General features: G+C 62.8%; 18 protein-coding genes. 9 read left to right on the top strand and 9 right to left on the bottom strand.

Annotated elements, in window-relative coordinates; all coding sequences use genetic code 11:
• The first annotated feature begins 184 nt into the window (after positions 1-184).
• Positions 185-2,281, top strand: a complete 2,097-nt coding sequence (locus MHY87_RS04840; RefSeq protein WP_239349969.1) for an ABC transporter ATP-binding protein/permease — start codon at positions 185-187, stop codon at positions 2,279-2,281.
• 174 nt (positions 2,282-2,455) lie between these two features.
• Here the strand turns inward: MHY87_RS04840 and MHY87_RS04845 are convergent, their stop codons facing one another.
• The 7 genes from MHY87_RS04845 to MHY87_RS04875 all read right to left on the bottom strand — a co-directional run bounded on the left by MHY87_RS04845 (position 2,456) and on the right by MHY87_RS04875 (position 9,218).
• A complete protein-coding gene (locus MHY87_RS04845; protein WP_370644841.1) occupies positions 2,456-2,935 on the bottom strand; it encodes an META domain-containing protein in 480 nt (159 codons plus the stop codon).
• Positions 2,936-3,064: 129 nt separating this feature from the next.
• Positions 3,065-4,039 carry an ATP phosphoribosyltransferase gene (hisG, locus tag MHY87_RS04850; RefSeq protein ID WP_239349970.1) on the bottom strand — a complete coding sequence of 325 codons (975 nt, stop codon included), beginning with the start codon at positions 4,037-4,039 and terminating at the stop codon, positions 3,065-3,067.
• A complete protein-coding gene (locus MHY87_RS04855; RefSeq protein WP_239349971.1) occupies positions 4,039-5,160 on the bottom strand; it encodes an ATP phosphoribosyltransferase regulatory subunit in 1,122 nt (373 codons plus the stop codon). The genes hisG and MHY87_RS04855 overlap by 1 nt, the downstream gene beginning before the upstream one ends.
• Before the next feature lie 181 nt (positions 5,161-5,341).
• Entirely contained in the window at positions 5,342-5,776 is a 435-nt protein-coding gene (locus MHY87_RS04860; protein ID WP_239349972.1) for a hypothetical protein, read from the bottom strand.
• A gap of 72 nt (positions 5,777-5,848) precedes the next feature.
• The gene (hisS, locus tag MHY87_RS04865) at positions 5,849-7,333 is read right to left on the bottom strand and encodes a histidine--tRNA ligase (RefSeq protein ID WP_239349974.1); all 1,485 of its coding nucleotides are present in this window, start codon (positions 7,331-7,333) and stop codon (positions 5,849-5,851) included.
• Positions 7,334-7,549: 216 nt separating this feature from the next.
• Positions 7,550-8,896, bottom strand: a complete 1,347-nt coding sequence (locus tag MHY87_RS04870; protein ID WP_239349976.1) for an aspartate aminotransferase family protein — start codon at positions 8,894-8,896, stop codon at positions 7,550-7,552.
• Between the two features lie 100 nt (positions 8,897-8,996).
• Positions 8,997-9,218, bottom strand: a complete 222-nt coding sequence (locus tag MHY87_RS04875) for a heavy-metal-associated domain-containing protein (protein ID WP_239349978.1) — start codon at positions 9,216-9,218, stop codon at positions 8,997-8,999.
• A 157-nt stretch (positions 9,219-9,375) separates the two neighbouring features.
• Between MHY87_RS04875 and MHY87_RS04880 the strand changes: the two genes are divergently transcribed.
• The 3 genes from MHY87_RS04880 to MHY87_RS04890 all read left to right on the top strand — a co-directional run bounded on the left by MHY87_RS04880 (position 9,376) and on the right by MHY87_RS04890 (position 12,863).
• The gene (locus tag MHY87_RS04880; RefSeq protein ID WP_239349980.1) at positions 9,376-10,728 is read left to right on the top strand and encodes an EAL domain-containing protein; all 1,353 of its coding nucleotides are present in this window, start codon (positions 9,376-9,378) and stop codon (positions 10,726-10,728) included.
• A 123-nt stretch (positions 10,729-10,851) separates the two neighbouring features.
• Positions 10,852-11,727 (top strand): TIGR01459 family HAD-type hydrolase, encoded by an 876-nt coding sequence (locus tag MHY87_RS04885; protein WP_239349982.1) that lies wholly within the window; start codon positions 10,852-10,854, stop codon positions 11,725-11,727.
• Between the two features lie 164 nt (positions 11,728-11,891).
• Positions 11,892-12,863 (top strand): bifunctional riboflavin kinase/FAD synthetase, encoded by a 972-nt coding sequence (locus tag MHY87_RS04890; protein WP_239349984.1) that lies wholly within the window; start codon positions 11,892-11,894, stop codon positions 12,861-12,863.
• Between the two features lie 123 nt (positions 12,864-12,986).
• On the opposite strand, the gene msrB is transcribed toward MHY87_RS04890, so the two are convergent.
• A complete protein-coding gene (gene msrB, locus MHY87_RS04895; RefSeq protein ID WP_239349986.1) occupies positions 12,987-13,490 on the bottom strand; it encodes a peptide-methionine (R)-S-oxide reductase MsrB in 504 nt (167 codons plus the stop codon).
• 269 nt (positions 13,491-13,759) lie between these two features.
• Here msrB and ileS point away from each other — a divergent pair, with 269 nt between their 5' ends.
• The 5 genes from ileS to MHY87_RS04920 all read left to right on the top strand — a co-directional run bounded on the left by ileS (position 13,760) and on the right by MHY87_RS04920 (position 20,882).
• Positions 13,760-16,708, top strand: a complete 2,949-nt coding sequence (ileS, locus tag MHY87_RS04900) for an isoleucine--tRNA ligase (RefSeq protein WP_239349988.1) — start codon at positions 13,760-13,762, stop codon at positions 16,706-16,708.
• Between the two features lie 101 nt (positions 16,709-16,809).
• The gene (gene lspA, locus MHY87_RS04905; RefSeq protein WP_370644862.1) at positions 16,810-17,313 is read left to right on the top strand and encodes a signal peptidase II; all 504 of its coding nucleotides are present in this window, start codon (positions 16,810-16,812) and stop codon (positions 17,311-17,313) included.
• A gap of 89 nt (positions 17,314-17,402) precedes the next feature.
• On the top strand, positions 17,403-18,029 hold the full coding sequence (locus MHY87_RS04910) for a hypothetical protein (protein ID WP_239349990.1): 627 nt from the start codon (positions 17,403-17,405) through the stop codon (positions 18,027-18,029).
• 217 nt (positions 18,030-18,246) lie between these two features.
• On the top strand, positions 18,247-19,578 hold the full coding sequence (locus tag MHY87_RS04915; protein WP_239349992.1) for a pitrilysin family protein: 1,332 nt from the start codon (positions 18,247-18,249) through the stop codon (positions 19,576-19,578).
• A 26-nt stretch (positions 19,579-19,604) separates the two neighbouring features.
• Positions 19,605-20,882, top strand: a complete 1,278-nt coding sequence (locus MHY87_RS04920; protein WP_239349994.1) for a pitrilysin family protein — start codon at positions 19,605-19,607, stop codon at positions 20,880-20,882.
• 70 nt (positions 20,883-20,952) lie between these two features.
• Here MHY87_RS04920 and MHY87_RS04925 read toward each other — a convergent pair whose 3' ends face one another.
• Complete coding sequence (locus MHY87_RS04925) at positions 20,953-22,716, bottom strand: M10 family metallopeptidase (protein ID WP_239349996.1); 1,764 nt, start codon at positions 22,714-22,716, stop codon at positions 20,953-20,955.
• Positions 22,717-22,875: the final 159 nt, after the last annotated feature.

Raw genomic sequence — 22,875 nt, forward strand, 5'->3', positions numbered from 1 at the left:
GGATTGTATGTTCTGAAGAACAAACCTGCCTGGGGAGGAGTCCGCTTGCCCGCTGGCGCGACAACATAAACAGGGCCCGCCTGTTCCTCGCGGAGATTTCACCTTTCTTTCGCCATGAGAGCAGTTGATCGGGCTGCTTTATGTTCCTATGCAGCCGGATACGGTGTTCCGGCAGGAGAAAAGAATGATCAAGGCAAGCATTGCCCTGGCACTTATAGGCTTGGGGGTTCTGGCTGGCTCCCTGTCCGGGAGCCTCGAAGTCCCGTTCTATCTGCCGCTCTCCACCGTGGCCCTCGCGGGCATTGTCTATGCCGGGCGCCAGATCCCGAAGTTTCTGCGCATCTTCCTGGTGATGCTGGCGGCCACGCATCTCGTGCTGGTCCTGCTCGTCCTTGGGGCTGTGCTGGTGGCGATCACAGGAGATTATACCGGTTACGTCCCGCCGCCTTCGGCAGCTCTGGGCGCCACGGCGTTCGGCGCGCTCATCTACGGCCTGTCCTATGTCCGTGTGATCCAGACCGTCTGCCGCATCGCGGATCGCTATCTCGACTCGCAGGCTGACAGCGTCATCCGCATTCCCTTCATCGGTCTCGTGCGGGCGCGCGAGGGAACCATCGGCACATGGATGATTGCCATTCTGATTGCGATCAATCTCATGCAAGTGGCGCTCAACGTGCGCCTCAGCTTCTTCTCGCGCGACATGTTCAATGCGCTCGAAGCAAAAGATGCGGCGGCCTTCTGGTATCAGCTCTTCGTCATCTTCACGCCGCTGGCTGCGGTCTTCGTCGCCATCGCACTGACGGAAGTGCTTTTGCAGAACGTGCTCACCATTCGCTGGCGCGCGTTCCTCAACACGCATTATGTCGGCGAATGGCTGGGCAATGGCGCGCATTACCGGATGCAGCTCATCGGTCGCGGAGCGGACAACCCCGACCAGCGTATCTCTGAAGACCTGCGCAAGTACGTCGAGAGCACTTATTCTCTCTCCGTCGGCCTCATGAACCAGGCCGCGACGCTCGTATCCTTCGTCGCGATCCTCTGGACGATCTCGGCGGGCTTCACCTTCCCGGGAACGAGCTGGGAAGTGCCGGGCCTGCTGGTCTGGGTCTGCGCGGCTTATGCCATCCTCGGCACATGGATCACGCATCTCATCGGCCGTCCCCTGATCCCGCTCAACTTCGAGCAGGAGAGGGTGGAGGCGAATTACCGCTTCTCCCTGGCGCGTCTGCGTGAATACACGGAGCAGGTGGCGCTCCTTTCCGGCGAGACGGCTGAGAAGGAAGGGCTCTCGCGGCGCTTCGGTGCAATCGTCGACAACTATATGCGGATCGTGGTCCGCCTCATCAAGCTCAACACCTTCACCGCCGCTTACTTTCAGGCCAACGTTGTGGTGCCCTACATCCTTACCGCTCCCTATTACTTCATCGGCAAGATCACGCTCGGCCAGATGCAGCAGGTTGTCGGAGCCTTCTCGCGGGTTGAATCGGCACTCACCTACTTCATCCAGATCTACACTACGCTTGCCGACTACAAGGCCGTGCTCGACCGTCTCACCACCTTCGAGGGCGCCATCGCGGCGGCGCAGCGCGTAGGCGGCGAGAGCAAGCTCGCGGTCACGCCCGCGGCCAGTCGCGAGCTGCGCCTCAAGAACCTCCATGTGGGTCTGCCCGATGGCCGCACGCTCATGCATGCGGACGGCCTTGCCTTCCGTCCGGGCGAGCGCACGCTGATGACGGGCCCATCCGGTTCCGGCAAGTCGACCTTGTTCCGTGCCATCGCGGGCATCTGGCCGTTCGGCGAGGGCGAGGTGCTGGTGCCGCAGGGCCAGACCATGCTGCTGCTGCCGCAGCGCCCCTATATCCCCATCGGAACCTTGCGCGAAGCGGTAGCTTACCCCGCCCACGGCGATGCCTATAGCGATGCCGCGATGGTGGATGCGCTGCGCGCCGCCAAGCTCCCGCAGATCGCCGACAGGCTCGACGAGGAACGCGCCTGGAGCCAGACCCTGTCTCTCGGCGAGCAGCAGCGCCTTGCCGTCGCCCGCGCGCTTCTGGCGAAGCCCGACTGGCTGTTCCTGGACGAGGCGACGGCGGCGCTCGATGAGCCCACTGAGGCCGAGATCTATCAGGTGATCAAGGAGAAGCTGCCGCATACGACGGTCGTCTCCATTGGCCACCGCTCGACGCTGATCGGCTATCACGACCGGCGCATCGATCTGAAGCGGACGGAGAGCGGGCTCTCGACCCCCGTGGACATGTTGCAGCCACAGCCGGCGGAGTGATCGTTCCGCGTCATCCCGGGGCCGCGTAGCGGAACCCGGGATCGTATGATGAGAATGGCGCTCTATGCGGAAAGCGATCCCGGATCTGCGCTTCGCTTCGTCCGGGATGACACCTTACCAAAACAAAAAGGCCGGCAGAAATGCCGGCCTTTTGCATGAGAAAGTCGTGCTTGCTTACAGCGAACGCTCGAAGCGCAGCTCGCCGTTTTGGCTCTTGATGATCAGGGTGCGGCCCTGGATGTCCCACTTGCCGGAGGTGCGCAGCGCCATCAGGAAAGACTGCTCGGTGGCCATGGCGGCCTTGTCGCAGGTCTTCTTGGTCAGGGCGAACGGAGCCACGGCAAGGCCCTGCTCGCGCAAGGGATAAGCCGTCGTCGAATAATTGTTGCAGCCGGAGAAGCCGGTTGCACGAAGCTGATCGTCCAGCTTGAAGCTCGGACGCTCGATGCCGCCGAATGGCTTGCCGTTCAGGCTCTGCGCAACCCAGGACGAGCCCAGGGGGAACACTTTGCCCTGTGCGCCCGGCTGCGGGACCTTGGTGTCCACCTGGCGGGTCGGGCCGGCAGGCCTGCCATAGTTTGCCGATTGGGCATGAGCCATGGAAGCGGAGGTGGCGAAGGCCACGAGGAGTGCTGCAAGTCGAAGGGCGTTCATCGGAACCTCTTCATCGTAAAATCGCCGGAACCATAAGAGGCCTTGCCGTAAGAGGCAACGCCCGAAGCCATATTGTCCTATGACAGAGTTTCTGAAGCCTCGCTGAAGGAGGCCTCAGTCCATGAAAGATCAGCCGATCCGCTGCAAGAGCTTCTCGGTCAGCGTGTTGGTGGGACGGAACAGGTAATCGAAGGTGCGGACGGTGATGTCCTGCGCGCCGATCCCCTGCAGGGCCGCCACGATGTCGAACATCGCGGAAGCCGGACAATGGAGCACCACCTCCCGGCCGAGCGCATTGCCGAAAGGCTGGACGGCGCCGAAATCCCGGGCGAGGGCGGTGAGCGCTTGAGCCTTGGCCGGATCGAGGCTTGCTCGGATCTCGCGGCTATTTCGCGCCTCTTCCTCCGCAGCGATGCGAGTCAAAACGGCGGTGGCGGCTGCGCGGGCGCGATCGCCCCAGGGGGCTCGCGCGGAGGCCACGAGATTGGCCTCGGAGCGCAGCATCAGGCCGTCGTCGAGGATCTTGAGGGCATTGGCCTTGAGGGTTGCGCCCGTGGTGGTGATGTCGACGATGATCTCGGCCGCGCCGGAGCCTGGGGCTCCCTCCGTCGCGCCGAGGCTCTCGACGATGAGATAATCGGCGATGCCGCGCTCCGCGAAGAAGCGGCGGGTCAGGTTGATGTATTTGGTGGCGACGCGCATCTTGCGGCCATGGCGCGCGCGCATGTCAGCCGCGACCTCGTCGAGATCGGCCATGGTGCGAACATCGATCCAGGCTTGCGGCACGGCGACGATCACGTTGGCGTTGCCGAAGCCGAGAGGCGTGAGCATCTCCACGGCTTGGTCCGCATCAGGCAGTTGCTCGCGGATCAGGTCTTCGCCGGTGATGCCAAGATGGGCCGTGCCTGCTGCCAGGTGAGACACGATCTCGGAGGCGGAGACGAAGGCGACCTCCACGTCCGGCACGCCTTTGAGGGTGCCGCGATAATCGAGAGCTCCGCGCGACTGCGAGAAGATGAGGCCGGCGCGGGCGAAGAACGCAGCTGCGTTCTCCTGCAGGCGGCCTTTGGAAGGGACGGCCAGAATGAGAGGGGAATCGGTCATCATGGCCTCCCCACGATACGGTCGAGCCAGAAGGAGCAGCCGACCGCCGGGATCGGGCTGTCAGCTCCAAGGTGCTCCAGCAGCCGGTCATAGCGCCCGCCGCCCACGATAGGCTTACTGTTGCTGCGGTGCGGGTCCTGCACCTCGAAGATGAAGCCCGTGTAGTAGTCGATATTGCGGGCGAAGGTGGCGGCAAACGAGAAGGCGCTCACATCGAGCCCGCGTGCTGCCATGAAGCCGGTGCGTTCCTCGAAGAGGCCGACGGCCGCGCTCAGGTCGAGACCCGCATCCCTGGCGAGCAGGCGCACGGCATCGGCCGCCTGATCCGGGTCGCCGGAGATGGTGAGGTAGCGCTCCAGAACCTGCCGGGCCTCGTCGGAGAGGCCGGTGCGGTTGGCGGCGCGAGCGAGAAACCGCTCGGCGATCTCGCCTGCGCTGCGGCCGCCAACGGTCGCGATGCCAGCAATCGAGAGAATGTCCTCAACGAAGGCCTTGGCCGCTTGAGGAGCCTGACCCTCGATGGCGGCGAGAAGGCCCGCATGTTCCTGGGAGCCCGGGCCGTCGGTTTCAGTGAGGCTGGCGAGCCCCTGGCCGGACACGATGGCGCGGATCACGCGGCGCTTGGCGGCTGGCGCGACCCCGAGGGCGTCGATCAATGCGTGGAGAAGGCCCATATCGCCGAGCTTCACCTGCGGGGCAGGGCCGCCAATGGCCTGAAGGCCCTCAAGAGCGAGGCCGAGGATCTCCGCGTCGGCTGCGGCGGCATCCGACCGGCCTATGGACTCAAGGCCCGCCTGGAGGAACTCGCCGCTCTCGTTGGGCCGCATGCGGAAGACCGGGCCACCATAAGAATAGCCGGAGGGCTGGGCTCCGCGATGGGAGAGATGCTGAAGGCAGACGGGGATGGTGTATTCGGGCCTGAGGCACAATTCCGTGCCCGAGGCGTCCTGCGTCACGAACATGCGCCGCCGGATATCCTCGCCCGAAAGGTCGATGAACACGTCCGCCGGCTGCAGAACCTGCGGCTCGACACGCGCATAGCCCTCGCGCTCGAAGAGCGCGACCAGCGCAACAATGGCATCCGTCTCCGTCACTGGCTTCGCAATCCTTTGATCCGGCATGCTCTCTAGCAATGCCGGGCCAGGAAGGCGAACGTTTTCAGCGGGAAGGGTGAACGAAGAGGAAGGTAGTCATCCCGGGGCCGCAAAGCGGAACCCGGGATCATGTGACGAGAATGGCGCTCAATTCTGCGCACGATCCCGGATCGGCTCCGCCGTCCGGGATGACGCCATAGGGCAGGGCTCAACCCTTCTGGGCGGTATCGCTCTTGGCCTTTGAGGTCTTGCGCTTGCTGTGGTCGCTGGAGCGGTGAACGTATTTCACCTTCTTGGCTTCGCTCTTGCCGCGCTCTTCGCCTTCGCCAGTGAGATTGGCGGGCAGGAAATGGCGGGCTGCTTCCGACACCACATTGGCGACGGCACCGGCTGCGGTTTGGGTGAGGTCTGCGCCCTGCGAGCCGGCATTAGCGGCGGCAGCGCCGGCTCGCTTGGCCGCGCGGGTCTTGGTGAGGGCGGCAGCGGCGGCGCCTGCGGCGGCAATCAGCGCATCCGCCAGGATTTCGCGGCCGAGATCCGTGTTGATGAGATCCATCAGGCCCGATTTCTTGGCAGTCTTCGCCAGTTTCGTGCCCGTGCTCTTCTTGTTGCTCTTCTTCGGTTTGTCCTTGGCCTTGGCCATTGTTGTCTCCTGATAGTCAAGCTTCAGGAGACAACCCGGAAAAATGCATCAGAGTTCCAAGCGGCTTTGGCCTCAGCCGAAATGCCGCGCCAGAACCTCGCGCACCGCATCCACGATCTTGTCCTCGGCTACCGAGAACTGGGCGGGGCGGGCGGCTTTCCATTCCTCGTTGGAGGAGATGGCTGCTGCTGCCTTGGCGCCTTCGATCAGATCCTTGATCTCCACTTCGCCGCGTTCGCGCTCGTTGGAACCTTGGATGATTACGCAGGGGCTCTGGCGGCGATCGGCGTATTTCATCTGCGCCTTCATGCCCGACGAGCCGAGATAAAGCTCGGAGCGGATGCCGGCCTGACGAAGGGTCGAGACCATGCGCTGGTAGGCAGCGATCTGGTCCTTGTCCATGACGAGCACCACCACCGGGCCGGGCGTCTGAGAGCCGGAGACGATGGGGCTTTTGACCATCTGTAGCGCCGAGAGCAGGCGCGAGACGCCGATGGAGAAGCCGGTGGCCGGTACGGGCTCGGAGCGGAAGCGGCCCACGAGGCCGTCATAGCGCCCGCCGCCGCCGACCGAGCCGAAACGGACGGGGCGACCGTCCTCGTCCTGCACCTGGAAGGTCAGCTCCGCCTCGTAGACGGGGCCGGTGTAATATTCGAGGCCGCGCACGACGGAGGGATCGATGGTCACGCGCTCCTCATAACCGGATGAGGCGACGAGCGATGCGATTTCCGCTAACTCATCCGCACCCTCAAGACCGCGCTCAGAAGAGCCGACGACCTTGCGGAGAGCCTCGACCGTCGCGGCATTGTCGGCGCCCTTGGCGGCGGTGAAGGCAAGCACGCGCTCGATGGCATCCGCCGAGAGTTCCGCACCCTTCGTGAAGTCGCCGCTCTCGTCCTTGCGGCCCGCGCCGAGCAACTGGCTCACGCCCTCGGGGCCGAGGCGGTCGAGCTTGTCGATGGCGCGCAGCACCGTCAGGCGCTGGCCGGCCTTGTCCTCGCCGCCGAGGCCGATGGCTTCAAGCACGCCGTCGAGAACCTTGCGGTTGTTGATCTTGATGATGAACTCGCCGCGCTTCAGCCCGAGCTTTTCGAGCGTATCAGCGGCCATCATGCAGATTTCCGCATCCGCCGCGACGGAGGCGGCGCCCACGGTGTCGGCGTCGAACTGCATGAACTGGCGGAAGCGGCCCGGGCCCGGCTTCTCATTGCGGAACACCCATCCCGCGCGGTAGCTGCGATAGGGCTTCGGCAATGCGTCGAAGTTCTCGGCCACGTAGCGGGCGAGCGGCGCGGTCAGGTCATAGCGCAGCGACAGCCACTGCTCGTCATCGTCCTGGAAGGAGAACACGCCCTCGTTGGGGCGGTCCTGATCGGGCAGGAACTTGCCGAGCGAGTCCGTGTACTCGACGAAGGGCGTCTCGACGCCCTCGAAGCCGTAAAGCTCATAGGACCCGCGGATCGCGGCGAGCATGCGCTCGGTAGCCGCGAGATCGGCGGGGGTGCGGTCGGCAAAGCCGCGCGGCGCGCGAGCCTTGATCTTGTCGGCCTTGGACATGGTGGAAACAGCAGCCGTTATCAGGAGAAGGATGTGCTGCGGTCCTACCCCGTGAGCGCCGGGGGGGCAAGGGTTGTTGAGATTTCCGCCACAATCGCTGTCATCCCGGACGAAGCAGAGCGTAGATCCGGGATCGCGAGACGAGAATTTTGCCTTGTTCTGAAGACGATCCCGGATCGGCTCACGCCGTCCGGGATGACGTTTTTGGTATGGGGCTTAAGCCACTGCCTTGATCACCTTGGCGAGCTTATCGACGATTTCGCCGATCTGGTCTTCGGTGACGATGAGGGGCGGGGAGAGGGCGATGGTGTCGCCGGTGATGCGCATCATCAGGCCGTGCTCGTGGAAGCCGCGATCCATGGCCTCGAAGGCGCGGGCGCCCACCGCATCGGGGCGCGAGGCGAGGTCGATGGCGCCGACGAGGCCGATGCTGCGGATGTCGAGGACGTTGGGCAGGCCCTTGAGCGAGTGGATCGCATCGGCCCAGACCGGCTCAAGCGTCTTGGCACGCTCGAACAGCTTCTCGTCGCGGTAGATGTCCTGGGCGGCGAGAGCGGCGGCGCAGGCGAGCGGGTGGCCGGAATAGGTGTAGCCGTGAAACAGCTCGATCATGTTCTCCGGCCCCTTCATGAAGGCATCGTAGATGCCCTGGCGCACGAGGACGCCGCCCATGGGAACCGTGCCGGAATTCACGCCCTTGGCGAAGGTGATCATGTCGGGGATCACGCCGTAGCGCTCGGCGGCAAAGGCGGTGCCGAGGCGGCCGAAGCCGGTGATGACCTCGTCAAAGATGAGCAGGATGCCGTACTTGTCGCAGATCTCGCGCAGGCGCTTGAGATAGCCCTTCGGCGCGGGCAGCACGCCGGTCGAGCCAGGCATGGGCTCCACGATCACGGCGGCGATGGTGGAGGCATCGTGCAGCGCCACGATGCGCTCGAGCTCGTCGGCCAGATGCGCGCCCCATTCGGGCTCGCCCTTGGTGAAGGCCTGCTGCTCGCGGTTATAGGTGTGGGGCAGGTGGTCGACGCCCGCCAGCAGCGAGCCGAAGAACTGGCGGTTCTTCACGATGCCGCCGACCGAGATGCCGCCGAAGCCGACGCCGTGATAGCCGCGCTCGCGGCCGATCAGGCGCGTCCGGCTACCCTGGCCCTTCACGTTCCAATAGGCGAGGGCGACCTTGAGAGCCGTGTCCACCGCCTCGGAGCCCGAGTTGCAGAAGAAGACATGGTTCAGATCACCCGGCGCGAGCTGGGCGATGCGAGAGGCAATGGCGAAGCCGCCTGCATGGCCGAACTGGAAGGCGGGGGAATAATCGAGTTCCTGCGCCTGTGCCTGAATGGCGGCGGTGATCTCGTCGCGGTTATGGCCGGCATTGCAGCACCAAAGGCCTGCCGCACCGTCGATCACGGCCTTACCGTCGGGGGTGTAATAATACATGTCCTTGGCGCGGGCGATCATGCGCGGGCGCTGCTTGAACGACCGGTTGGCCGTGAACGGAAGCCACCAGGCGTCCAGATCGTTTGGTGATGAAATGTCGTTGGCGGCCCGAGACTGAGCTGTCATTTTATTCCCCGGAAATGGCTGGCGTGGCGGAGCCTATCAGCCGTTTCCGAAAGCCGCAAAGGAACTTTGGGCGAGAGGCATATGTGGCGCAAGCCACGCATCAGCCCGTCATGGCATGAGCCTCATAGCCCGCCGCATCGAGCGCGCGGGCCACCTCCACACTCTGCGCCTGGGTGACCACATGCACGCGGCCATGCTCCAAATCCACATCGACCTGGGCGCCGGGATCGAGGCGCTGGATCGCCTTGGTGACCGCGTTCACGCAGCCCTGGCAGGTCATGCCGTCCACCTGCATCAGCAGGTCCTTGCGAGGTTCTTCCATCGGCGGGTCCTTTCGAAACTGTGCGCTTCCGGCCACAGGCAGGCGGTAAAGCTGTCGATTGTTGCAATGCAACGCTTGTGGCCTGAGTCCCTCACGTTACAACATCGTTACATTACTGATTCGCATATTTGGCCAAGCCAGGGGAGCGGGGGCACCCATGGTGACCGATAAGGTTCACATCGATAAGGAGCTGAGGACGAAATTGTTCGCCCTTGCGCTCGCAACACTTGCCATGACAGGGGCTGCCATCGGCTTTTTGCCGGGTGTAGTCGTTCTGCCGCTCGTTACCTTCCTGGGCGTTGCGGCTTCCGCAGGCCTGGTCCTGACCTGGAAGAAGGCCGAGGAGGCTAACCTGAACGCGCAACTGGCGCGGGCGGATCTGGCCGATGTGAATGAGCGGCTCTCCAGGCTCGAGCAGCTCCTGCAAACAAACCCCGCGACCACGCCTGCCATGCGCACGACCATGGCCGAGGTTACGGGAACGGTCGGCTTGCTCGGCGGTGTCGTGCGCGAGCTGGCGAAGAATGTCGCTACCCAGAACCGCGACGTGGCCGAGTTGAAGGGACGCCTGACAACCGCTCCGAAGAGCGAGGATACGCCGCAGAAGGTTGCTCCCGTCATGCTGCCGCAGACCGCCGCTCCTGCTGCGAGCCGTCCTGCCCAGCCGCCCGCGCCCCGCAGGGCGGAGGAAGAGATCCGCCGTATGCGGCTGATCATGCAGGCATTCGAGGCCGACAGCATCGAGTTGCACCTCCAGCCCATCGTGTCGCTGCCCCAGCGCAAGATCCGTTTCTACGAGGCACTGGCGCGCCTGCGCCTTGCTGACGGCACCTTACTCGGACCTTCCGAATTCCTCGGCGCCCTGGAGCGCCTCGGCCGCGCGCCGGAATTCGACCGCCGCGTTCTCAACCGCGCCATGGCCGTGGCCTATCATCTTATCACCAAGGGCAGCGAAGCTATTGTGGGCGTGAACCTGACGCCGCATTCGGTCCGCGAGCCGGGCTTCCTCTGGTCGCTCACCGGCCTCATGGACGCAGCACCCGAGACGCTCGGCAAGGTCGTGCTTGAATTCCCGCAGGAATGCTGGCGCGAACTCGATGCCGATGGGAAGGAGGCTCTCTCCGTCCTGCGCGACAAGGGCGTGCCGCTCTCCCTCGATACCGCGACCGACCTTCGCTTCGACGCCCGCGAGCTTGCCGATCTCGGCGTGCGTTTCGTGAAGCTGCCAGCCGAGCTTCTGGTCGCCGCCGGCCAGGACGAGGACCATCATTTGAGCCCGGAACTCGGCGTGCGCGATTTCGCCTCGGCCCTGCGCCGCGAAGGCATCAGGCTTGTGGCCGAGCATGTAGAGCGCGAGGAGATGGTGCCGGTGCTCGCCGAGATCGGCGTGCCCTTGGCGCAAGGCTTTGTCTTTGCCGCGCCCCGTGCGGTCAAGGCCGAGGTTCTGGGGAGCGCTTCTCAGGCATCCGCTGCCGAAGGTTCGCAGCCGCTTCTGCGACGCGCCGGCTGATCGGGCCGGTTGACTTAAGCGCCGTGAGGGCCTACCCGCCCGGTTCCATCCCTGGAGATGGCTTGCCGCATTTTTCGTCGGCAAACCGGGTCCACTTTGCCGAAAATGCTCTTGCGAGATCCTATGACAGCCTCTTCCCGTCCCGCTCTCGTCGAGGGCCTGAAGCCTCTTGCCGAGAATTACGACCTCATCCTGTGCGACGTCTGGGGCGTGCTGCACAACGGCGTGAAGGCTTATGAGGCGGCGGGCGAGGCGCTGACGCGCTTTCGTGAGAAGGGCGGTCGGGTCGTCCTCGTGTCCAACGCGCCGCGCCCCGGCGCATCGGTCGGTACGCAGCTCGACGGCTTCAAGGTTCCGCGCACGGCCTACGATGCCATCGTCACCTCGGGCGACCTGACGCGGCTTGCCATCGAGGAGCGGCTCGACAAGGTGGTGAACCATATCGGCCCGCCGCGCGACATGCCGATCTATAATGGTCTCGACGTGCGCTTCGGCTCCATCGCGGAGGCGGATTACGTGGTCTGCTCCGGCTTTGACGACGATGAGAACGAGACGGTCGAAAACTACCGCGAGCGGCTCGAGGCCATGCTGCGGCGCGACCTTCTGATGGTCTGCGCCAATCCCGATCTCATCGTGGAGCGAGGCCACATGATCCTGCCCTGCGCGGGCGCGCTGGGTCTCGCTTACGAGGAGATGGGCGGCAGGGTGTTCTATGCGGGCAAGCCGCATGCGCCGGTCTACGATAAGGCGCTCACTGTTGCGGCGAAGCTGACAGGCCGCGCCGTTCCGAAGGAGCGCGTGCTGGCGGTGGGTGATGCGATCCGCACCGACATAGCGGGGGCGGTCGGTTTCGGCATCGACGCTCTCATGATCGCGCGCGGTATCCACGCGGAGGAGCTTGGCCTTCACAAGGGCGATCTCGTCTCCGATCACGTGCAGGATTGGGTCGACCGCCAGCCCGTGATGCCGACCGCCATCACGGATGTGCTGTCCTGGTGAAGCACAGGTGTCATCCCCGGCGGCCCGTAGGGCCGGGAAGGGGATCCACGACTGGGTGCAGCGCTATGGATTCCCTTCCCCTCCGCTGCGCTCCGGCCGGGAATGACATCCTGTCCATTATGGCCTCCCTTGACCCTGCCGCCGGTTGAGGTAGAGACCCGGTCATGCCTTCCGACAAGCCTCTTTACTCGGTCTCATCCTCCTTTGCGGTCTGCCGCGATGGAGAGCCTGTGCCTGAGAGCCTGAAGGGGGCCGTCGCCGCCATCGGCAATTTCGACGGCGTGCATCGCGGGCACCGCCATCTCATCGACATGGCGATCAAGTCCGGCAAGCCCGCCGCCGTGCTCACCTTCGAGCCGCATCCGCGCAGTTTCTTTCAAGCAGACAAGCCGCTGTTTCGCATCACGCCGGAGCCGGTGAAGCTCGAGATTTTCGCGCGGCTCGGTCTCGCCGGCGTTTTCGTGCGGCGTTTCGATCAGTCGCTGGCATCATGCGACGCGGAAGCGTTCGTGAGACTTCTTGCGCATGAGCTTGAGCTCTCCGGCGTCGTGATCGGCCACGATTTCCATTTCGGCCGCGGGCGCGAGGGCAATCCGGAACGCATGCGCGAATTGTGCGACAGGTTCGGGCTCGAATGCCTGATCGCTCCCGCGATTGTCGAAGGTTCGCAACCTGTTTCCTCCAGCGCCATTCGCGCGGCCTTGGAAGCTGGCGACATTGCCACCGCCAACAAGCTCCTCGGTTATCGCTGGTTCGTTCGAGCAGACGTGCGCCACGGCGACAAGCGCGGGCGGGAGCTGGGCTATCCCACGGCGAATATGCGTCTGCCCGACGATTGCCGCCTGCGGCACGGCATCTATGCGGTGCGCGCTTCCGTGGATGGAAAACCCGTCGATGGCGTCGCCAGCTTCGGCCGTCGCCCGACCTTCGACAACGGCGCGCCGTTGCTCGAAACCCACCTGTTCGATTTCAAAGGCGATCTCTACGGGAAGGTTCTCGACGTGGAGTTCATCGGCTGGATTCGGGGCGAAGAGCGCTTCGACGGGATTGGGGCGCTCATCGCGCAGATGGACCGGGATTCGGAGGAGGCCAAGCGGATGCTGAAGGCTGACCGAACCCCGTCGATGATCGGCTAGAATTGGAGCGTCATCCCGGACGGCGAAGCCGATCCGGGATCGTTGGACGAGAATGGCGCTCTATTCTGAAAACGATCCCGGATCTCCGCTACGCTACGTCCGGGATGACGTTTCTTGTGGGTTTCAACCCGCCACTTCACCCTCTGGTGCGCCGCGCCCCAGCTCATCGGGGAGCGGATCGCCTTCCGCCACGAAGCGCATGGAAACCGAGTTCATGCAATAGCGCTCGCCGGTCGGGGGAGGGCCGTCGGGGAAGACGTGGCCGAGATGGCCTTCGCAGCGAGCGCAGCGGATTTCGGTGCGGACCATGCCGTAGCTGGTGTCTCGCACGAAGGCGATGTGGTCGCGGTCGATGGGGTCGAAGAAGCTTGGCCAGCCAGTGCCGGATTCGAACTTGGCGCCCGCATTGAACAGCGGTAGGCCGCAGAGGCGGCAGCAATAGGTGCCCTTCTCCTTGGCCTCGTTGAAAATGCCGCAGAAGGGCCGCTCAGTGCCGTGGTCCAGAAGGACGCGGCGCTCCTCGTCATCCAGGTTGTTCACGAGGGCGCTGAACTGGTCCGGGGAGGGGGGCGTCAGGTCGAAGCCGGCGCTCGAGCGCTTAGCCTTCGTGGTGGTCATGTCGGCCATGGGGCAAGTCCTGTCTGTCAGGTTATCCGGTCCCAGATATAGGGAGCCGGGGCCCAAATCACTACGCTTTATTATCCGCCCCGGCGCTGCTAAAAGGCTCCCATGCCCATGGATTTTCAGGCTCGACCCACGGTCGGCATCCGGCCTTCGCGAATTATCGGCCCGGCCCTCGCTTAAATCTGCGAAGGTCCGGGATCTCTACCGTTCGCCTGCAACACAGCCTGATTTTAAGCCCCTAACCCAGGGGCCGCTTGGATCGATTGACCGTTATGACCGATAAGACCGAGAGCGCCGCTCGCGACTATTCCGAAACCCTGTTCCTGCCGCAGACCGAATTCCCCATGCGCGCAGGCCTGCCCCAGCGCGAGCCACAATTCCTGCAGCGCTGGAACGAGATGAAGCTCTACGAGCGCCTGCGCGAGGTGCAGAAGGGCCGCGACCGCTTCGTGCTGCACGACGGCCCTCCTTATGCGAACGGCAACATCCATATCGGCCACGCCCTCAACAAGATCCTGAAGGACCTCATCGTCCGTTCCCAGGGCATGCTCGGCTTCGATTCCAACTACGTGCCGGGCTGGGATTGCCACGGCCTTCCCATCGAGTGGAAGATCGAGGAGGAATATCGCGCCAAGGGCAAGAACAAGGACGAGGTTCCGATCGTCGAGTTCCGCCGCGAGTGCCGGGCGTTTGCCGAGAAGTGGATCGATGTGCAGCGCGAGGAGTTCAAGCGTCTGGGCGTCGGCGGCGACTGGTCGAACCCATATCTGACCATGAGCTATGACGCGGAAGCGCAGATCGCCCGCGAGATCATCAAGTTCGCCATGAGCGACCAGCTTTATCGCGGCTCGAAGCCGGTGATGTGGTCCTCAGTGGAAAAGACCGCGCTTGCCGAGGCGGAGGTTGAGTATCACGAGAAGACCTCGCACACGATCTGGGTGAAGTTCAAGATCACCAACACGCTCGACGGCGATCTCGACAATGCTTCGGTGGTGATCTGGACGACGACTCCCTGGACGATCCCGGCCAACCGCGCCATCACCTTCGGCTCCGACATCGCTTACGGCCTCTACACGGTCACGGAAGCCGCAGACGACAATTGGGCGAAGGTGGGCGACCGCCTCGTGCTCGCCGACAAGCTCGCGGCCGACGTGTTTGCGGCTGCGCGCGTTGCCGGTTACGAGCGCGTGAAGGATGTGCTGCCGGTGATGATCGAGCGCTGCGCGCATCCGTTCCGTGGCGTCGAAGGCGGCAATGGTTATTGGGACTACCCTGTCCCGATGCTGCCGGCCGATTATGTCACCGACGATGCAGGTACGGGCTTCGTACATACCGCTCCCGGCCACGGTGCGGACGACTACAACACTTATGTGAAGCACCGCGATGTATTCGTCGCCTGCGGCACATTGGAAGTGCCGCACACGGTATCGCCGGATTCGTCCTACTTCCCCAACATCCCGCTCTTCGCGGGCGAGCGCATCTATGATGACAAGGGCAAGGATGCGGGCGCCAACGAGGCGGTCATCAAGAAACTCGTGGAAGTCGGCGCGCTGATCGCGCGCGGCCGCCTCAAGCACCAATATCCGCATTCCTGGCGCTCGAAGGGCCCGCTCATCTTCCGCAACACGCCGCAATGGTTCATCTCGATGGACAAGCCGCTCGACGGCAAGGGGGACACGCTCCGTCAGCGCGCGCTCAATGCCATCGAGAAGACTGAGTGGGTGCCGGAATCCGGAGAGAACCGCATCAACGGCATGATCGCCAACCGTCCCGATTGGGTGGTCTCGCGCCAGCGCGCCTGGGGCGTGCCGATCGCCGTCTTCGTGAAGAAGGGCACCAGCGAGATCCTCAATGACGACCGCGTGAACGAGGCCATCGCCGATGCCTTCGAGAAGGAAGGCGCGGATGCGTGGTATGCCGGTGACGGCTCGCGTTTCCTGAAGGCCGGCGGCTACGATCTTAACGACTTCGAGAAGGTGAATGACATTCTCGACGTGTGGTTCGATTCAGGCTGCACGCATGCCTTCGCGCTTGAAAAGCGCCCTGATTTGCAAGTGAAACGTAAGGTCGATGGCGGCCCCGATCAGGTCATGTATCTCGAAGGGTCCGACCAGCATCGCGGTTGGTTCCACTCGTCGCTGCTCGAAAGCTGCGGCACGCGCGGGCGCGCGCCTTACGATATCGTCGTCACGCACGGCTTCACGCTCGACGAGCAGGGCCGCAAGATGTCGAAGTCGCTCGGCAATACGGTCGCGCCGCAAACCGTCATCAAGGAATACGGCGCAGACATCCTGCGTCTGTGGACCGCGTCTGTCGATTACTGGGACGATCAGCGCATCGGCCCCGAGATCATCAAGACGACGGCGGAAACCTACCGCAAGCTGCGCAACACGATCCGCTGGATGCTGGGGTCGCTCGCGCATTTCCGCGACACGGACAAGGTCGAAGTAAGCGCCATGCCGGAGCTGGAGCGCTTCGTGCTGCATCGCCTCGTCGAACTCGACGGCGAAATGCGCGAGGCCTACAGCACCTACGATTACAAGCGCGTTGTCGCATTGCTGAACTCGTTCATGACTACGGACCTGTCGGCGTTCTATTTCGACATCCGCAAGGACACGCTCTACTGCGATCCGATCTCCAGCGTTGCCCGCAAGAGCGCGCTCACCGTGATCGACCAGACCTTCCGCTGCGTGGCAACCTGGATTGCGCCGATCCTTGCCTTCACCGCTGAAGAGGCGTGGCTCGAGCGCTACCCGAACGCGGAATCGGTGCATCTCGAAACCTTCCCGAAGGTACCCGCCGAGTGGCGCAACGATGCGCTGGCCGAGCGTTGGGCCAAGGTGCGCCGCGTGCGCCGCGTCGTCACCGGCGCGCTGGAGATCGAGCGTGCGCAGAAGCGTATCGGCGCAAGCCTCGAGGCGGCGCCCATCGTGCATATTGCCGATGAAGGCCTGTTCCAGGCCGTTCAGGGCCTCGACATGGCAGAGATCTGCATCACCTCCGCCATTGCCGTGGAGCCGGGCGAGGGGCCCGCTGAGGCTTTCCGTCTCGAAGATGTGAAGGGCGTCACTGTCGTGCCGGCACTCGCCAAGGGCCGCAAATGCGCTCGCTCATGGAAGGTCACGCCGGATGTAGGCGGCGATCCTGACTATCCGGATGTCACACCCCGCGATGCGGCGGCCTTACGTGAATGGGACCAGCTGAAGGCGGCTGCGGAATGATCAAAGGTGAAGGCTCCCAGGCGCCGGCTTCCGGCGTGAATGCTCCTGAAACCGCTCCGCAGCGCCCCCGCGCTGCGGGCAAGTCACGCGCTTCCGGCAAGATCAAAGCGGCTCAAACCGGGTTCTCGACTGCCGCGATTCTCGGCTTCTCGGCGGCTCTGATCACCCTGGTCCTCGATCAGGTGACCAAGCTCTACACCTTATTCGTCTACGACCTACCCCTGAAGGAGCCGGTGGAATTCGCCCCCTTCATCAACCTGATCGTGGTTTGGAACCGGGGGATTTCCTATGGCCTCTTCCAGCAGGATGGGGATCTGGGCCGCTGGGTGCTGATCGTGGTCTCGATCCTGGCCGCCATCGGCCTGTCCATCTGGATCCGCCGCACCAAAGCCAAGCTCCTTGCTTTGTCCTTGGGCCTGATCGTGGGCGGGGCCATCGGCAACGTCATCGATAGGCTGGCCTATGGGGCGGTGTTCGATTTCATCCAATTTCAGGTCGGAAACTGGTCCTGGTACGTGTTCAACGTGGCGGATGCCGCAATCGTTGCGGGTGTGATTGGATTGCTTTATGACTCCTTCGTCCTGGAGGCGAGGCGGGGGCGCTAGCCCTTAAGCTACCGGACAAGCTGCCTTATGTTCGCCCCAAAGAGCGATCAGGCGTTCCAGGTATAAAGAGAAACAATGGTGGGTGTGCCATGAAGGGAATGAAGATCTTTGGCCTTGCGGGTGCTTTCGTGCTCGCGCTCGGTGCCTCGGTCGCTTCGGCCGAGGAGGGCGAGCTCTTTAAGAACCTGCTCGGCAATATCGGCATCATCCCCAAGGAAAAAGAGCCGATCATCTATAACGAGCGCGCGCCCCTGGTGCTGCCGCCGAAGATGGATCTGCCGGCTCCGGTCGCCCCCAACGGCGCCGAGGCGACCAATGCCAACTGGCCCAAGGACCCGGATGTGGCGGCTCGCCGCAGGGCTGCCGTCGAGGCCAAGACGCCTGTGACCAACACCGAAGCCTATAAGCTCAACGAAGGCCACCGCCTCTCCATCGACGAGATCCGCGCCGGCCGCAATCCGAACCAGCGTGTCGGCCCTCCGCAAGGCTCGGGCGAAAACAGCCGCATGTCGCCGGATGAGTTGCGCGCCTTCTCAACGGACAAGAAGGTGGAGCTGTCCGGTGACGGGCTGGAGCGCCGCTATCTGAGCGATCCACCGCAAACTCTTCTGAAGGCTGCCCCTGGCGCAGCGCTCAAGGCTACCGCCGATCCTGTCCCGATGGGGAATCCCGACAGCCCGCAGGCTTTCATTGAGCAGCAGAATCGCAGGCGATAACAGCTTGCCAATTGCTTCCTTCTTCAGGCGAACGGGTACCCCCGCTTCGCCTGAAAACGTTCTAGGGGCTTAGCAAAGCCAAGCCTGTTCATGCCTTCAGGCGCAAACCATGTCGCACCTCAAAGGCATCCTGCCTCGCTTGCGTGCTTCCCCGATTGGACTATTCCCGTAGGGATTATCCTACGAAACGATTTGATGTCTTTAAGGTTGAACCGTCATGAAGACTGCCTCCAAGCCCATTCTCAGAGCCGACGCCTCGTCCTTCGGGCGCACGGAAGGCAGCGGACCAAACTTGTCTTCCTTCACGCTCGACAATGGCCTCGACGTTGTCGTGATCCCCGATCACCGCGCGCCTGTCGTGACGCATATGGTTTGGTATCGCAACGGTTCGGCCGACGATCCGATCGGTCAATCCGGCATTGCGCATTTTCTCGAGCATCTGATGTTCAAGGGCACCGAGAAGCATCCTGCCGGTGAATTCTCGAAAGTGGTGTCCGGCCTCGGTGGCCAGGAAAACGCTTTCACGTCCTTCGACTACACGGCGTACTTTCAGCGTGTCGCGCGCGAAAACCTGAAGGTCATGATGGAGTTCGAGGCGGACCGCATGACCAATCTGCTGCTCGATGAAGCCGTGATCGCGCCTGAACGCGACGTGGTGCTGGAAGAGCGCCGCATGCGTGTGGAAACCGATCCATCCGCACAGCTTTCCGAGGCGATGGCTGCGTCCCTCTTCGTGCATCACCCTTATGGCATTCCGATCATTGGCTGGATGCACGAGATCGAAACGCTCAACCGTGAGCATGCTCTCGATTACTACAAGCGTTTCTATACGCCCGAGAACGGCATTCTTGTCGTCGCGGGCGACGTGACCGCCGATGAAGTGCGCCGCTTGGCCGACGGCACTTATGGCCGCATCGCTCCTCAGGGCAAGCGCCCGGTGCGCGTGCGTCCACGTGAGCCTGAGCCCGTGGCTGCGCGCCACATCACGGTTGCCGATCCGAAGGTCGAGCAGCCCACGCTGCAGCGGCTTTATCTCGTGCCGTCCTGCCGCACGGCCACGCAACGCGACTGCTATGCGCTCGAGCTTCTCGCGGAAGTGATCGGCGGCGGTCCGACCTCGTATCTCTACCGCAAGCTCGTGATGGAGCGCGGCATCGCGGTGAATGCGGGTGCTTGGTACATGTCCTCCGCCATGGAGGACACGCGCTTCTGTGTTTATGCGGTCCCGGCTGAAGGCGTTTCGCTGCAGGCTCTCGAAGAGGCGGTGGATCAGGTGCTCAAGACCGTTCCCGCGGAAGCGCTTGATGTCGATTCCATCGAGCGTGCCAAGACACGCCTTGTGGCTGAGACGATTTATTCCACCGATAGCCAGTCGTCGCTCGCACGCATCTATGGCTCGGCGCTCGCCATCGGCGAGACGATCGAGGAGGTGCGCCGCTGGCCTGTGGAGATCGAGAGCGTGCTCAAGGAAGATCTTGCCTCCGCCGCCGAGCGCTATCTCGTCGCCCGCCGCTCCGTGACAGGCTATCTGCAGAAGTCGGCATCCTGACCGCCTGCATCCAATCCGAGGTAAAGATGACCGCTTCCGTCGAAACCCTGTCCTCCTCTCCCACGACCGTGAAGGCTTTGACCTCTTCACGCGGTGTCGAGGCATGGCACGTCGAATCCGATGTTGTACCGCTGATCGCCGTTTCCTTCATTTTCGAGGGCGGGTCCGCGCACGACCCGCAAGACAAGCCCGGCGTCGCGCAGATGCTGGCGCGTCTTCTCGATGAGGGTGCTGGTGAGTACGATTCCGACGCCTTCCAGGAGCGTCTGGCCGCGCGCGCCATCGAGCTGTCATTCAATGCAGGCAACGACGCGATTGGCGGCTCTCTGAAGACGCTCGTGAAACATGCGGATGAGGCGTTCGAATTGCTGCGCCTTGCCCTCGTCGAGCCGCGCTTTGATAAGGACGCCATCGAGCGCGTGCGCGCTCAGACCATCGCGGGATTGCGCTATCAGCAGAACGATCCGGGCGTCATGGCAACCCGCCGTTTCTTCGAAGAAGGCTTTGCCAATCATCCTTACGGTCTTCCGACCTCAGGCACGCCGGAGAGCGTTGCCGCGATCACGCGCGACGATCTCATTGCCATGCATCGCGCCATGATCGCGCGCGGCCGTGTGAAGATCGCGGTCGTCGGTGCCATTTCCTCCGACAATCTGTCGATGCTGCTCGACCGGGTCTTCGGCGCGCTGCCGGAAGCCAAGCCTCTCTCGATCATCGAGACGGTCGGCCTGGAAAAGATCGGCTCGCGCATCGTTGTCGATCTCGATGTGCCGCAATCGGTGATCCGCTTCGGTACGCCGGGCATCGCATGGCGCGATCCGGGTTTCATCCCGGCCTACGTGCTCAACCACATCTACGGCGGCGGCTCCTTCACCTCGCGCCTCTTCCAGGAAGTGCGCGAGAAGCGCGGCCTTGCCTACAGTGTCGGCACTTCGCTCGTGAGCTATCGCGCAGCCTCGATGACCTGGGGCTATACCGCGACCAAGAACGAGCGCGTGGTGGAATGCCTCGACGTGATCGCGGACGAGATGATGCGCCTCAAGGATGAAGGCCCGTCCGACGAGGAACTGCAGAAGGCAAAGGATTACCTTATCGGCTCCTACGCGCTCGGCTTCGACACCTCGACGAAGATCGCCCATACGCTCGCGCAGATCGCCTTCGAGGGCCTCGGTATCGACTATATCGGCCGCCGCAACGCCCTCGTCGCCGCCGTTACGCAGGCCGATATCGGCAAAGCCGCAGAACGGATTTTCGGCGATGGCAAGATGCTGACCGTAATCGCGGGCCGGCCGACTGGGCTTTGAGCATTTCGACATTGCAATAAAAAGGGGAGCCCGAGGCTCCCCTTTTTCTTTTGGCGGTAGTTTTACTCCATCAGACGACGAAGAAGTCTGCGTGAGTAAGGGCGGTGCCGGGCTTGACCTTGGCGAACTCGATCGCCGCGCCGCCGCGCGAGCCGTCCGCATCGTAGGACAGCACGCCCTTCGTCTTGTTGTAGACGATGAAGTCGTTGGCATCTCCAGCCTTGGGGCCGATCTTGAAGAACGACTTGTTGAGCTCGCCCATCTTCGTCAGCTTGCGGAAGATCGCATTCTCCAGACGGATCGAGTCGTCCTTCACGTTGAAGTCGCTGATCGTGTCCACGTTCGTGTTCTTGTTCAAAGCCGTGGTGAACACGAACGCGTCCTTGCCCGATCCGCCCGACAGGCGATCGTTGCCGGCTTCGCCGTTAAGCCTATCGTTGCCGCCCAGGCCGGAGAGCTTATCGTTGCCGATATCGCCGGTCAGCCGGTCGGAGCGTGCCGTTCCGGTGCGCGTGAAGCTAGGGTCAATCAGGGTCACGACCTGGTCGTTGAACTTGGCGAAGTTGACGCTGATGAGCGTGTCCTTGCCCTCGCCGTCTTCCCTGTTGTCGGCCACCGTGAAGCTGCCATCGCCGTTCTTGGTGATGGTGTAGTTGGCCCTGGCGCCGCTGAAGGTTGCGGTGTCGATGGAATTGCCGCCGTCGAGGGTGTCGTGGCCTGCGCCGCCGGAGAGGGTGTCTTTGCCGTCGTTGCCCCAGAGATGGTTGGCGGCGATGTTGCCGGAGAGGGTGTCGTGGCCTGAGCCGCCCTTGGCGTTCTCGATCAGCGAGCGTGGATCGTCGTTGTGCAAGAGTGCGTTATAGACATTGCCGCGAGCAGAATAGACCGTAGGATAAGGGAAATATCCTAGCTGAACTCGCTGCTGGTCACTGAAGGCTGAGTGCCCGCCCGGAGCTAGACTAACCTTGAGATGGGTTGCGTAGTTCGACAGGTCATAGGTGTCGATGCCGCCGCCATCCCAGATCGTCTGAAGGATCTTATTAAAATAACTTTCGTTATGGATGCCATTGCCGGTGCGGCCTTGGGCAGCACCATTGACATAGGTCTCGCCCGTCTTCGTATCCCACTTATAGACCGTATCGTCGCTGCGGAAGGTATAATTGGCGCCGTACATCTGCTGCAGGGCAGCGATGTCCAGCATCATGAAAGTCTGGGTATAGGGCAAAGCATAGCCTGTCTCGCCACCCGAAGAGCCCGATGAAGCGGGATCGAAGGTGCCCGGCTCCACATAGGGCGCCTTGCTGTAGGACATGATGGAGTATTCATAGAAGTCCTTGTCCCACGGCACAGTCACACCATCTTCTTTCCCATGAAGGTCGAAGCTGTGTTTGAGGCCCAATGCATGGCCGAATTCGTGCATTGCGATCATATGGCCGTAGGTGCCGTTGATGGGAGAGCCATAGGCTTCAGGATATTGCTGGCCGAACCAGATATCGCCCTCACGCTCCCCAAACATGCTGCCTGGATAGTAGGCATGTGCTGTCGGCGCCACGGATGTAGAAGCAATGAGCATATGCGTCGATGAATCGGGAACCATGTGCTGCACAAACTTCAAATTCGTGAAGCCTTCGATAGGGGTTAGGATCATCGACTTGAAGTCGCCCGTTTGCCTGCCATGAACGAAGGCCTCAATCGTTTCCTTCATTTGAGGGGTGACGCTTATGAAGTTCGATTCCAGCTCGTTCTGACCATTATAGGGATTCGGGTAGGCATCCTTCGTCGTAGGGAAGCCATAGCTTATTGTCGTGCCGGAAGGCCATTTGTAGCCCGACATAATGCCGTCAATATAAGGATTCCCAGTTTCCTTTAAATCATAGATGCCGACGATTGGGCGCGCTGCTGTCGCTGCGCCAACCGATCCTGTTGTTGCTCCGGCAATGTGAACCGAATCATTGTTCGTCGCATTAACGCTGGAGCCTTTGAGTTCGCAAAT

It is taken from the genome of Microvirga sp. ACRRW (assembly GCF_022346925.1).
Lineage (GTDB): Bacteria > Pseudomonadota > Alphaproteobacteria > Rhizobiales > Beijerinckiaceae > Microvirga.

Bases quoted from the DNA above. Each gene is read 5' to 3' on its own strand.
- MHY87_RS04840 (WP_239349969.1), top strand. From the start codon at position 185: ATGATCAAGGCAAGCATTGCCCTGGCACTTATAGGCTTGGGGGTTCTG.
- MHY87_RS04845 (WP_370644841.1), bottom strand. From the start codon at position 2,935: ATGAACGCCCTTCGACTTGCAGCACTCCTCGTGGCCTTCGCCACCTCC.
- hisG (WP_239349970.1), bottom strand. From the start codon at position 4,039: ATGACCGATTCCCCTCTCATTCTGGCCGTCCCTTCCAAAGGCCGCCTG.
- MHY87_RS04855 (WP_239349971.1), bottom strand. From the start codon at position 5,160: ATGCCGGATCAAAGGATTGCGAAGCCAGTGACGGAGACGGATGCCATT.
- MHY87_RS04860 (WP_239349972.1), bottom strand. From the start codon at position 5,776: ATGGCCAAGGCCAAGGACAAACCGAAGAAGAGCAACAAGAAGAGCACG.
- hisS (WP_239349974.1), bottom strand. From the start codon at position 7,333: ATGTCCAAGGCCGACAAGATCAAGGCTCGCGCGCCGCGCGGCTTTGCC.
- MHY87_RS04870 (WP_239349976.1), bottom strand. From the start codon at position 8,896: ATGACAGCTCAGTCTCGGGCCGCCAACGACATTTCATCACCAAACGAT.
- MHY87_RS04875 (WP_239349978.1), bottom strand. From the start codon at position 9,218: ATGGAAGAACCTCGCAAGGACCTGCTGATGCAGGTGGACGGCATGACC.
- MHY87_RS04880 (WP_239349980.1), top strand. From the start codon at position 9,376: ATGGTGACCGATAAGGTTCACATCGATAAGGAGCTGAGGACGAAATTG.
- MHY87_RS04885 (WP_239349982.1), top strand. From the start codon at position 10,852: ATGACAGCCTCTTCCCGTCCCGCTCTCGTCGAGGGCCTGAAGCCTCTT.
- MHY87_RS04890 (WP_239349984.1), top strand. From the start codon at position 11,892: ATGCCTTCCGACAAGCCTCTTTACTCGGTCTCATCCTCCTTTGCGGTC.
- msrB (WP_239349986.1), bottom strand. From the start codon at position 13,490: ATGGCCGACATGACCACCACGAAGGCTAAGCGCTCGAGCGCCGGCTTC.
- ileS (WP_239349988.1), top strand. From the start codon at position 13,760: ATGACCGATAAGACCGAGAGCGCCGCTCGCGACTATTCCGAAACCCTG.
- MHY87_RS04910 (WP_239349990.1), top strand. From the start codon at position 17,403: ATGAAGGGAATGAAGATCTTTGGCCTTGCGGGTGCTTTCGTGCTCGCG.
- MHY87_RS04915 (WP_239349992.1), top strand. From the start codon at position 18,247: ATGAAGACTGCCTCCAAGCCCATTCTCAGAGCCGACGCCTCGTCCTTC.
- MHY87_RS04920 (WP_239349994.1), top strand. From the start codon at position 19,605: ATGACCGCTTCCGTCGAAACCCTGTCCTCCTCTCCCACGACCGTGAAG.
- MHY87_RS04925 (WP_239349996.1), bottom strand. From the start codon at position 22,716: ATGTCGGGCTACAAATGGCCTTCCGGCACGACAATAAGCTATGGCTTC.